This window comes from Pedobacter polaris, from assembly GCF_005116505.1.
GTDB classification, from domain to species: domain Bacteria; phylum Bacteroidota; class Bacteroidia; order Sphingobacteriales; family Sphingobacteriaceae; genus Pedobacter; species Pedobacter polaris.
In genome coordinates this window covers 457,406-468,829 of record NZ_SWBR01000004.1, presented here as the reverse complement: position 1 = coordinate 468,829, position 11,424 = coordinate 457,406, and the positions used below count along the sequence as shown (strand labels likewise).

Genomic DNA, 11,424 nt, shown 5'->3' with positions numbered 1-11,424 from the left:
CATCCAACGCTCTTGGGGCAGTGGGGAATAGGATAATTGGTACTTTAGTTTACGGACCATACGGCTCCTGCAATGAACTGTGGGTTCAACCTGTAGTCTGCTGTTTAATGTAGCAACTCCTCCCTTCTTCTAACATTGATAGCACGCAAGGCTTATCCAGCAACGGAAGAAAAACTGGCAAATGAAGGCTTTGAGGGCAGGAAAAGGCATAGCTGTTTTGCCCTTCAGCAAAACCGTAGCCTGTGTTTGCCAGTTTTGTGAGAGGGCTAGAGCGCAAGGTTGCCTAGGAGAAGCCGAAGCATTTTTGCATACTTTTGATGCTTCAAAAGTATGTTGCCTCGCGGCAAAGAGCGTTTAGACTTGTTATTTAGTTGTCATGCTGAGCCTGTCGAAGCACTTTTATTAAGGCCATTGCACAAGCCTTGCCTCGGCTCGCCGCCGCCGAGAGGCTCTTTCTTTTCTCTTGATAGAAAAGAAACAAAAGATCAAGAAAGAACGATGCTTCCACCCACAGGCCTACACATGGCCCGCCGTTCTTTCAGCCCAACGCTCTTGGGGCAGTGGGGAATAGGATAATTGGTACTTTAGTTTACGGACCATACGGCTCCTGCAATGAACTGTGGGTTCAACCTGTAGCCTGCTGTTTATTGTAGCAACTCTTCCTTCTTTCCAACATTGATAGCACGCAGGGCTTATCCAGCAACGGAGAAAAAACTGGCAAATGATGGCTTTGAGGGCGGGAAAAGGCATAGCTGTTTTGCCCTTCAGCAAAACCGTAGCCTGTGTTTGCAAGTTTTGTGAGAGGGCTAGAGCGCAAGGTTGCCTAGGAGAAGCCAAAAGGGTTTGCCTTCTTTGCCCCTCAAAATGCAAGGCATTCTTGAACACCCCTAAAATATAAGAACGTGAAAAACAGGTTGCCTCGCGGCAAAGAGCGTAGAGAATTATAACAGATCAATTATTCATTTGTCATGCTGAGCCTGTCGAAGCACTTTTTATTAAGGCCACTGCACAAGCCTTGCCTCGGCTCGCCGCCGCCGAGAGGCTCTTTCTTTTCTCTTGATAGAAAAGAAACAAAAGATCAAGAAAGAACGATGCTTCCACCCACAGGCCTACACATGGCCCGCCGTTCCTTCATCCCAGCGCTCTTGGGGCAGTGGGGAATAGTAAGGAGTGGGTGCTTTTGATTTACGAATCCGTACTCCCTTGCCGTCATCTCAACCTTGAAAAAGATCAGGTACCAAAAAGAAAGGCTACACCAAATATGATGCAGCCTTCTCCTTCCCCCTAAACTATTGTTTTGTTTGTTGTTTGTTTGATTATTGTTTCTCTTTAATTCTAAATAATATATTAAATACACTTCCATCAGTTGGTTTAACAGAAACTTGTGCCCCACGGGTAGCGGTGTTATTTGAATTTATCATTAAGCTTTCAAATTGACTAAGATTTAGGTCACCCCTAGTTTTTACTTGTTCTGATTCTGGTGTAGCTAAACCTTCAATATTGATCTCTTTTGTGGTTACAAATACCTTAAAAATTTCGGTTCCTAGTGGTGGTGCCAATAGGATAATATATTCTGGAAATGTTCTGGTTTGGCCAGCAGGAATTTTCAACTCTGAAGCAACAATTGGCTTTTCTATCGAAGTGTTAGGCAGCATTGGGTTGATCTGTCCGTTAGGTTGTATATCTAATATATTTACATAAATATCTTTTTTACTAGGATTTTTTACCCATAACATAATGGTATCACCCTCGTTAAATTCATACGGAATATCTTGAAATTTTGCCGCCATAAATTTCTCATCAGGTTTGCCGTTGGTTACTTTTACCAATTTCACTTGTGCGGTAACAGTAGAATCTTTAACCACCAATTTTTGAAGCAATTGGTATTGTGCATACCTGTTAATGACTTTCCTTAATTCTGCAGTATCTGCAGCGTTGGTTATGTTGGCAAAAGGAAATCCATTTGAGGCAACTTTAATGGTATCGTCTCCATTTCCTTTTTCAATTAGCAAATCTGGCGTACCTACCATGGTCACCAATTTCAATTTTTTTAATGCGGCCGAAATGTTATCGGTTTCTGTTGCAGAGTAATTGTTATTTCCTCGAGAAGTAGCAATAGCCACCACTATTGGCTTTACATTAAAAACTGGTTCTGAAACAAATACAAATAATAAACTTGGCTGTGCTACCTTAGTACTTTTATCTAATTTTATTGTCGATTGGTAATTGCTAGCTTTTGTAACCACGCCTTTTGCTAATGGGGTTGCTTTGCTTGGATCTGCTGTACCTGCTGGATAAACATTTACTTTTGCCCCAACATTTAAGCCGGCAAACGTACCTGCCTTCACAACAATATCTAGTGGTGTAGTAATTTTTTCTACTGTAAAATAAGGTTTTTGATTAACAAAGTTACCGCCAAACAAGCTTCTATCTAAACCATTGCCCTCTAATACTGGATGCTGACCAGGAACTTTTTCGTTCATGATGGCTTGAATTTTAGCAAACAAAGTGCGATAAGTTGTTCCGGCAGGTAAATTCTCGAAAACTTTGCTAAATGCATAGGTTAAGGAACCCATACTTACTGCATCATCACCTGTGGTTTCGTAATTTAATTCTGATGCTAAGGCCGCAGATATCACTACATAAGTTGCCAAATCTGTTTCTGTACCTCTCGCTCCAGCATTTTCTTGAAAAACCTCGTCACCAGTTTGTTTTTTAGATGCTGGATTGTAACCATCTGGCTTTAAGGCACCCTTACCCCCTCTAACTTTAGCAGAGCCACGAGTTCCGGTACCAGAGTGGCAATTGTCCATTACCACCATTACATCGCCCTCTTTACCTAATTTTGTCCTTAATTCCTGTATGTATTTTCCAAACTCATCATCTCTAAAATAATTGGCTTGCAATTTCTCATATTCGGTTTTACTTACACTACCTCTCGCCACAGCTTCTTTATCTGCAGAAAGCTTAGCATCGTAAGAAACAATGGTTTCGTCATAGCCATCAGCCTCATCCCCGTTGTTATCCGCAACTTGTTCACCATGTGAAGAAAAATGGATCACTACTACGTCTTTTGGATTTACTGTAGCGATTAGATTTTTTAATGCATTTTCTATCCCTGCTTTAGTGGCAACTGAATCTGAAACAGTTTTTATACCTGTTTCTTTAAAACCCTGTTTTAATAAAGTATTTTTAATATAAGCTACATCTTGAGCGCTAGATATTTTGCTCCAGCCACCTTCTTCTGGATATTCGCCAATAGCAAAAATTAAAGCATGTTTTTGTTGAGCATTGGCTAAACTTACTGTAAATAGCAAGGCTAACAAACTGAGCCTGAATTTAGTTCTCATGATGGGATTTAATTAAGACAATGTTAAAATCCCTTAAAATTAGATTTAAAATCACTCCTAAAAAATACCTAGAAATGGGTATATTTTTATTCGAGTCCGAAAGTTGTTAAGTCAGAAAGTCCGAAGATATAATGCATAAAAAAGCCTATAAGTGCATCACCTATAGACTTTCTTGATCTAGAACTTTCCGGCTTTCGGAATATTTAATAATTGCCCGTTACACCTACTTCTAAGCCACGAAGCTCTGCTAAGCCGCGTAAACGACCAATTGCAGAATAACCCGGATTGGTTACCTTATTTAAATCATCTAACATTTGGTGACCATGATCAGGCCTGAATGGTATTGGTGTAGCTCTTTTTGCATTTTCTGCAGTTACAACTTTCATCACGTCGTACATATTCACATCACCACCTAAATGGTCTGCTTCATAAAAATTACCTTCTTCATCTTTGGTAACATTACGTAAGTGTAAGAAATAAACCCTTTCCTTTACGGCTTCAAAAATATCAACCAGGTTATTGCTCATACCTGCACCTAATGAACCTGTGCAATAACAAATTCCATTAAATTCTTGGTCTACACTTCTTAAAATGTCTACTAGATCTTCTTTTGTGCTGGCAATACGTGGCAAACCTAAAATTGAATATGGGGGATCATCTGGGTGAATGGTCATCTTGATTCCTGTTTCATTGCAAGTTTGAGCTATGCCTTCTAAAAACCAAGCTAAGTTCTTTTTTAACCCTTCTCTACCAATTACTTTGTATTCATCTATACTTGCTCTTAATGCTTCAATCTCGATCTCCTTTTCATTCGGGATACCCATCAAAACATTAATACGCAATTCATCTAGCTCTACTGCAGTCATATTAGCATGTTTGGCTTTTGCTTTTGCTAAGATATTTTCATCATAATCTGCCGCTGCGCCTACTCTATCGAAAATATATAAATCGAAAATGGCTAAGTCTGTCCAATTGAAATACAGGGCTTTAGAACCATCAGTCATGGTTAAATCTAACTGCGTACGGGTCCAATCTAAAACAGGCATAAAATTGTAACATACCGTTTTAATGCCGCATTCTGCTAAGTTTTTAAGCGATTGATTATAGTTAGCAAGGTATTTATCTGCATCAGGCCTACGCGTTTTAATCGCCTCATGAACTGGTACACTTTCTACTACTGCCCAAGTTAAACCAGCTGCCTCAATGATTGCTTTTCTTTCTTTGATATCTGCTAAAGGCCAAACTTCACCATGTGGAATATGATGCAATGCGGAAACAATTCCTGTTGCCCCTGCCTGTTTAACATCTTGTAGGCTCACCGGATCTACCGGACCATACCAACGCCAAGTTTGTTGTAGTTTGTGTTTTATAGTGCTCATTTATATTTAGTATTGAGATTCGCGTATAGCGTATTGAGATTAGAACCTCCAACAAGCCATAAGAAATTTAATTTTTTTACCAAGATAGTTGAAAAATAAAATCTGCGGTTAAAAACTACGTAAAATAGTTACGGAAACGTTAGCGTAAATTGGTTCATTAGTTCATTGGTCATTAGTCAAACAGTTTGTCATACTGAGCGTAGTCGAAGGGGCTGAAAAAAGTCTTCTACAAGTTCAGGCTGACAGGATGATTATAAAGTTCATTAGCCATTGGTTCAATGGTCAAATAGTTTGTCATCCTGAGCTTGGCAAAGGAACTGTAAAAAGTCTTAGACAAGCTCAGACTGACGTGAAATAATTATTACGTTTACTCTAATATCCTTTGTTTTTATTTCTCAATAAGGCTTCGATGTAATAATAATCTGCGTAATTAATGGGTACATCTATTTCAGATTTCGCAGGGCGATGACCAGTACTGTGTTCTAAAAGAAACCCATAATTTGCACTTGGTGCACTGGTATATTTTGTACTTAGCGATAATAAAATTTTATCAGCCGCTGCTTTATATTTTTTACGTTCTTTACTATACTTGGCTAATTCATAAAGTGCAGATGCTGTAATTGCTGCCGCAGAGGCATCTCTAGAAACATTTGGTATTTGGGGATCGTTATAATCCCAATAAGGAATACCATCCGCTGGAGTTATTTTACTACTTAAGATAAAGTTTGCAATAGCATCAGCTTGTGCTAAATATGCAGCACTTTTGGTGTAACGGTAGCATAAAGTATAACCATATAATCCCCATGCTTGTCCCCTTGCCCATGATGATTCGTTAGCATAGCCTTGGGCTGTTAATTTGTTACGCACATTACCAGAAACAGTATCATAATCAATTACGTGATAGGAGCTAAAGTCTGGTCTGTAGTGGTTTTTCATAGTTTTGTCTGCATGAGAAATAGCGATTTTATAGAAAGATGAATCGCCGGTAAATTTGGTAGCCTCAAATAACAACTCCAAATTCATCATGTTATCTATAATTACTGGGAATTTCCATTTATCGCCGTTGTGATCCCATGATTTAATTACACCAGATTTTGCATTAAATCTTGTAGAAAGAGATTTAGCAGCCTGAATAATTACAGCTTTGTAGGCAGTATCTTTTGTAAGTTTATATCCATTACCAAATGGACAATAGATCATGAAACCCAAATCATGAGTTCCTTTGTTAAATTGCTCAACTTTAATGTCCTCAGTATATTTTCTAGCTAAATCTAGGTACTTTTTATCTTTTGTATAGGCATAATAGAACCACAATTGCGCAGGAAAAAAACCGCTTGTCCAATCTCTAGATACAACCATCTTAAACTGGCCATTTTCAACTGTTCTTGGTGAAACTTGTTTGGGTTTGATTTTTCTGGCAGAATCAACATTTTTAATCAACACATCTGTTTGTGTAGTTGCAGATTGCATAGATTTTTTAACATCAACCTTTTGTGCATGTACAAAGGTATAAGACAACAACATTAAGCTGGCTAGTTTGATTTTCAATTTCATAATTTATCTTTTTTACTTTCTTCTACTTGTTTTAAATATAATGATGATGGATTTAAGCCGTTTTTATTTTGTCCTTCAACCACGCCTAGAGGCCTACCTTTCAATCTTCCATCGTATAAGGTAGCCTTTAGTCCAATTGCATAATTTTTGCCACTTACGTAAGGGTTTTGAATGGCTACTTTATTTGCAGTGCAGTTCCATAAAACTTGGTTCACTCCTGCCCAGCCGTGCCCAGTACCCCAATCGCCTCTATCTTGAATGTTAATTTCTCCATCTGTAACTACATTATCGAACAAAGTGCCAACAGCCCAACGATGATGCGGCCCTATATCTGCTTTTGCATTTTCTGATTTACAATTGTAAAAAACATTAGGTCCGGCAACTTTTGCCCCTGTAACATAATCATGCCTACCTTCTGATGCAAAACAGTTCATAAACAAGTTCAACTGTCCATCATTATTAAAAGAATATCTTCTGCCACCAATAATTTGAGATTTCGGCGCTAAACATTTGCTGTCTTTTACAGTAATCTGCTTGCTTAAACCACCTAAATTTACACATGAATAACCGAAGTATTTACTGGTAACTCCACTAATCCAACTGTTCTCAATTCTGTTAAAATAAATGGCATCCCAACCATGGTTTTCATCTGTGTCTCCGTTGTATTCTGATTGGAGCGAGAGGTTCTCTATGCCAACTTCAGCAATTCTTCCTTCAAATGTATACCGGTAAATCTCGCCACCACCATATTGGGTTTCCATTGCCATTACAATAGGATTATCAATCGTAATCGTGTTACCTTTTATTGCGGTTATTACCCTTTCAAACTCTAAATTGTAATCTTCAGCTTTCCATTGTACGAGCCCTGATTTTTCTGCAATTTGATCCATTTTCAAATCCTGAATCCATTTTGTAGTTCCAGGCCTAAAAACCACTATTTTATCTCCAATTTTTAAACCTTTACTTGAGGCAACATTAAAACTTTTACGCCCGACTGGGACATATTGATCAGTAATTTTTATTCTTGAATTAGGTACTTCATTTACTTTCCCTGTACCCGTAACAATGATTGTTTTTCTTTGGCCTTTTCCAGTGGCTATCAATAAGGTTTCTTCTCCTTCGCCTCGTAAAACAATACCACTCGCAGTTATACGAATACTACCTGGGATTTTATATTCTCCTTTTTTCAATAAAATCGCACCACGAATGCCACTTGCATCGGTCGGAACTTTAGAAAGTTCATCAATTGCCTGTTGGATTTTTTGCTGATCATTATCACCTGTGGCAAAAAGTGTAAACTTAACCGGAACATTTGGTATCGGTTTTAAATTTTGATGATAACCTACGCTACTGAAATCAGGAATAATATTTCCCTGCTCATCTGGTTGATAAATCAATTTACCATCACCCTTAACTTTAACATATTGCGATTCCCAAAACTGCTGAGCAGAAATCGTTTGCATGAAGAGTATGGTGAAAATAAACAGCACAATTTTTTTAGTTATTACATTCATACTATAACCAAATTAATGGATGTCTAACAGGTACATTTCTAATTACTTCTTCTACAGTTGGCTTTAAATCAAGGCTTTTCCAGGTATTAAACCAATTTTGATTTTGGAAATTGTTTGCACCGAATATCAAAAATGGTTGTGCAACTGGCCAATTGTTCCAATACATCACATCTGGTTTTAAAGTCCATTTACTTTTATCGGCAACGAATGGATAAAGATAATTAATGCCCTTGTAAATCGACTTGCCATCTGCAGTTTCATATTTCCATAAGTTATCTTCTGGTGTAGATAAGATTTGGCAAATCATTGTAAAAGCATCCAAATTAAAGATAGAATAGCCATAAGGCTTGGTTCGGGCTAATTCTAAAGGAAAACTACCATCTGTTGCCATTTGGTTGGGCAATGAAACATTTTTATATCTCCATCTCAATGAATCTAACATTACTTTGTCATTGCATAACTTAGCGAAAGAGGCCACTTGCATTACCCAACATGCACTATGGTTATTTTTAGCTAGTTTTTCTGTTACCCCAGGTTTACTGTTATTTAACCAAAATATATAGTCTGCAAACCACTTTTTAATGGTAGCTAATGTAGCTTTATCAAATGATTTAGCTTTTTCCATTACAATTATTCCTTGTGCCACTTCCATAAAATGGATGGTATCTATAATACCCCAACTCCTACCAGTAGTTACTCCTTTAACTGCTTGTGCAAACAATAAATTTGGATTCATTAAAGTTTCTGAATCTACAAACCAGGCTTTTAAATGAACTACAGCTTGTTTTACATATTTTTCATCACCTGTAATTTTATAGGCTGAAGCTAAGGCACCAATAATTTCGCTAAACCTAATCATCGCCTTGCGGTGTGCTACAAAATTAGCTGGATTGCTTTGCCCATCTTTGTTGATATAAGGTCCGTCTGGATTTGCTGGATTTGGCCAGAAATAGTCGGCTTCTGAGAAAAAATCATGTTTACCACCTGCACTTCTAGGCGAACTTTCAGCTGTCACTGTAACTGGCTTTTGTTTCATCGCCCAATCGGCATCTGCTAAAACTTGTTTCTTTAACACATTTGTTGCTTGTAACTTAATACGCTCTTGTGTAAAAGCAACAACTGCAGTTAATACAAAAACACAAATAAGACTTATTTTTTTCATAGCTATTGATTTAAAAACACTGTTGGAATTCCTTTTGACTGAACAGAAATAACACTTTTTGCGTTGTTGGTTTTCATTTTGATTATTGCCCTACCATTATACAGTTGAACTTTAGCAGCGCCTGTTGAGGTACCTTGATCTTTAATCAATTCACCATCGCCAATTAAGCTAAACGAAACAAGGTTGATGGCATCTAAGCACAAAACACCTTTATCATCGTATATTTTAGCTTCTAATACAGCAATGCCATCTTTTTCTTCAATTTTAGTCAAAGTTATTTTGGCAGGTTTGCCCCACTTTTCAGTTTGATATTCTTGAGTAATTTCATCAGTAACAGTCACCTTTCCTTTTTTAGCAACGACTTTAAAGTTGTATTTCCCCTTGCGCAGTGGTACTTGCCAACGTAAACCAGCCGCAGGAAAATCCTGACTGTTTCTTTTTCTAACTCCATAACTTTTTCCATTCACAAACAGTTCAGCCTCATCACAATTGGAGTAAACTTTCACCATTTTTTCTTCACCTTCATCACCCCAACGTACTGGCCAAGAGTGTCCATAAATATGAGCCATTGGTAAGTTTGTCCAATAAGATTGGAAAATATAAAATGCTTCTTTTTTAGTAAAATCTCTTTCTATTACCCCTTTTTGGTTAACATAAGGCACTGGATTTTCTGGGCGAATTGGTGTAGAAAAATCCTTAAAAGGCCAATAGGCTGTTCCACTTAGCCAAGGCATGGTTTCGTGTTCTTTTAAATGCCAGTCAATTAAATTAGCAATATAACTTTCGCTCCAATCGCCATCCTTACTCACTCTTGCCGCACCTCCGTATAAAGAAGCATCTCCAGCTCTTTCATCAGCACCACCACCTTTTTTAATTTTGCTTAAGGCATTATCAGGGTTTTCAGAATGTCTACGAGCATGACTATCTCCACCCCATTCTACATGCAGAAAGCGGTCTGATTTATTAAATTCTGCTAAAGACACATCTTTGTATTCCGTATAATCACCTCTGTACCAACCTGCCCAAATTGAAGGAGAATACACATCAACAATATCTCTACAGAAATCACATCGTCTAATTGCTGTACTTCTTGTTGGGTCTAATTTGTGTGATAAATCATTCAACTCCTTCATAAAAGTTCTGATTTTCTGTTGATCAAATTCAGTGAAATCCCCTGGCCAATCGTTTTCATTCCCTAAGCCCCAAATGATAATTGAAGGATGGTTGTAATGCTGTTCAATCATATTGGTGAGCATTCTTTTAGCCTGCTCTTGATAAACCGGACCTCCTAAACCACCTCTACACCAAGGAATTTCTTCCCAAACTAAAATTCCTAAACTATCACAAGCATTCAATACTATTCTGGATTGTTGGTAATGACCTAGGCGGATGAAATTTACACCCATCTCTTTCATCATTTTCATTTCAGTTACAATCATTTCTTCTGTCATTGCAGCCCCAACACCTGCATGATCTTCATGTCTGTGTGTACCACGCAACAGCAATCTCTTACCATTGAGCATGAATGGACCTTTTTTAACGAACTCAAATTTTCTGAAACCTACTTTTTCTGAGATACTAGCGCTTTGTCCATTGGAGATAATATCTACTGATACTGTGTATAGTTGTGGATTATCGGTAGACCACAATTTAGGAGCCCTTAAGCTCCAGTCTAAGAGCAAAGAATCACCTGCAAAGGTTTTTATATTTCTACTTAAACTCAAAATATTTAACCCATTAGGATCTTTAACATAAATATTTACTTTAGCATTTTTTAACAAATCAGGATTGATTAAACGAGCACTAATGGCTAGCTTACCATATCCACCAACTTCACTTATCGATGCTTTTGCAAATAATTTATCAAACGAAAGCTGGGGACTATAAACCAAATTCAGGTATCTATAAATGCCACCGTATACATTAAAGTCTGACAAGCTAGAAGGTATCATTTCTAAATCCCTAGAATTATCACAGCGAATTACCACAGGGATTTTTCCCTTAAACTGGGTTTTATAAACTGGATTTTTCTTAAATTCTGCCACAGCAGCCGTAATATCTGCAGTCCATTCATCATAACCGCCTACATGTTCTGCGACCTTAATATTGTAAATGTAAACTGATGTTTTTTGACCAGCACCCTCAAAATGCAATACTGTTCTGCCATTTGCATAAGGATTATCAACTTCTATATTGGTGCGATACCAACCAGGGCCCTGGTAATAATTAACATCTGGATCCACAGCATCTGTAGCATTGAAACAATGTGGTAAGTTTACTTTTTGCCAAAATGGAAGTTCTTCAGGATTGCCAGCTTTTACAGGTCTTACTGCTTCCCAAGCTCCACCTAAATCTTGTTTCACAAACTCCCATCCTGTATTTAAACGCTGAGTAGTTTGTGCCTGCAAAAATAAATTTGCAAACGACAAATAACATATAAGAATATATTTAACTTTCTTTAACAT

Annotated in this window: 6 protein-coding genes; all 6 read right to left on the bottom strand. The window is 37.7% G+C overall.

Features of this window, described 5'->3' with window-relative positions:
* Positions 1-1,316: 1,316 nt before the first annotated feature.
* The 6 genes from FA048_RS16640 to FA048_RS16615 all read right to left on the bottom strand — a co-directional run bounded on the left by FA048_RS16640 (position 1,317) and on the right by FA048_RS16615 (position 11,424).
* Positions 1,317-3,350 (bottom strand): caspase family protein, encoded by a 2,034-nt coding sequence (locus FA048_RS16640; RefSeq protein ID WP_136843194.1) that lies wholly within the window; start codon positions 3,348-3,350, stop codon positions 1,317-1,319.
* A gap of 203 nt (positions 3,351-3,553) precedes the next feature.
* A complete protein-coding gene (gene uxuA / locus FA048_RS16635; protein WP_136843192.1) occupies positions 3,554-4,729 on the bottom strand; it encodes a mannonate dehydratase in 1,176 nt (391 codons plus the stop codon).
* Positions 4,730-5,101: 372 nt separating this feature from the next.
* Positions 5,102-6,283 (bottom strand): glycoside hydrolase family 88 protein, encoded by a 1,182-nt coding sequence (locus tag FA048_RS16630; RefSeq protein WP_136843190.1) that lies wholly within the window; start codon positions 6,281-6,283, stop codon positions 5,102-5,104.
* On the bottom strand, positions 6,280-7,797 hold the full coding sequence (locus FA048_RS16625) for a hypothetical protein (protein WP_136843188.1): 1,518 nt from the start codon (positions 7,795-7,797) through the stop codon (positions 6,280-6,282). Before FA048_RS16625 ends, FA048_RS16630 begins: the two co-directional genes overlap by 4 nt.
* 1 nt (position 7,798) lies before the next feature.
* The gene (locus FA048_RS16620; protein WP_136843187.1) at positions 7,799-8,959 is read right to left on the bottom strand and encodes an alginate lyase family protein; all 1,161 of its coding nucleotides are present in this window, start codon (positions 8,957-8,959) and stop codon (positions 7,799-7,801) included.
* 2 nt (positions 8,960-8,961) lie between these two features.
* Positions 8,962-11,424, bottom strand: coding sequence for a glycoside hydrolase family 2 protein (locus tag FA048_RS16615; protein WP_136843185.1), 2,463 nt, complete (start codon positions 11,422-11,424; stop codon positions 8,962-8,964).

Excerpts from the sequence above, each read along its gene's own strand:
- FA048_RS16630 (WP_136843190.1), bottom strand. The coding sequence starts at position 6,283 with ATGAAATTGAAAATCAAACTAGCCAGCTTAATGTTGTTGTCTTATACC.
- FA048_RS16625 (WP_136843188.1), bottom strand. The coding sequence starts at position 7,797 with ATGAATGTAATAACTAAAAAAATTGTGCTGTTTATTTTCACCATACTC.
- FA048_RS16620 (WP_136843187.1), bottom strand. The coding sequence starts at position 8,959 with ATGAAAAAAATAAGTCTTATTTGTGTTTTTGTATTAACTGCAGTTGTT.
- uxuA (WP_136843192.1), bottom strand. The coding sequence starts at position 4,729 with ATGAGCACTATAAAACACAAACTACAACAAACTTGGCGTTGGTATGGT.
- FA048_RS16615 (WP_136843185.1), bottom strand. The coding sequence starts at position 11,424 with ATGTTAAAGAAAGTTAAATATATTCTTATATGTTATTTGTCGTTTGCA.
- FA048_RS16640 (WP_136843194.1), bottom strand. The coding sequence starts at position 3,350 with ATGAGAACTAAATTCAGGCTCAGTTTGTTAGCCTTGCTATTTACAGTA.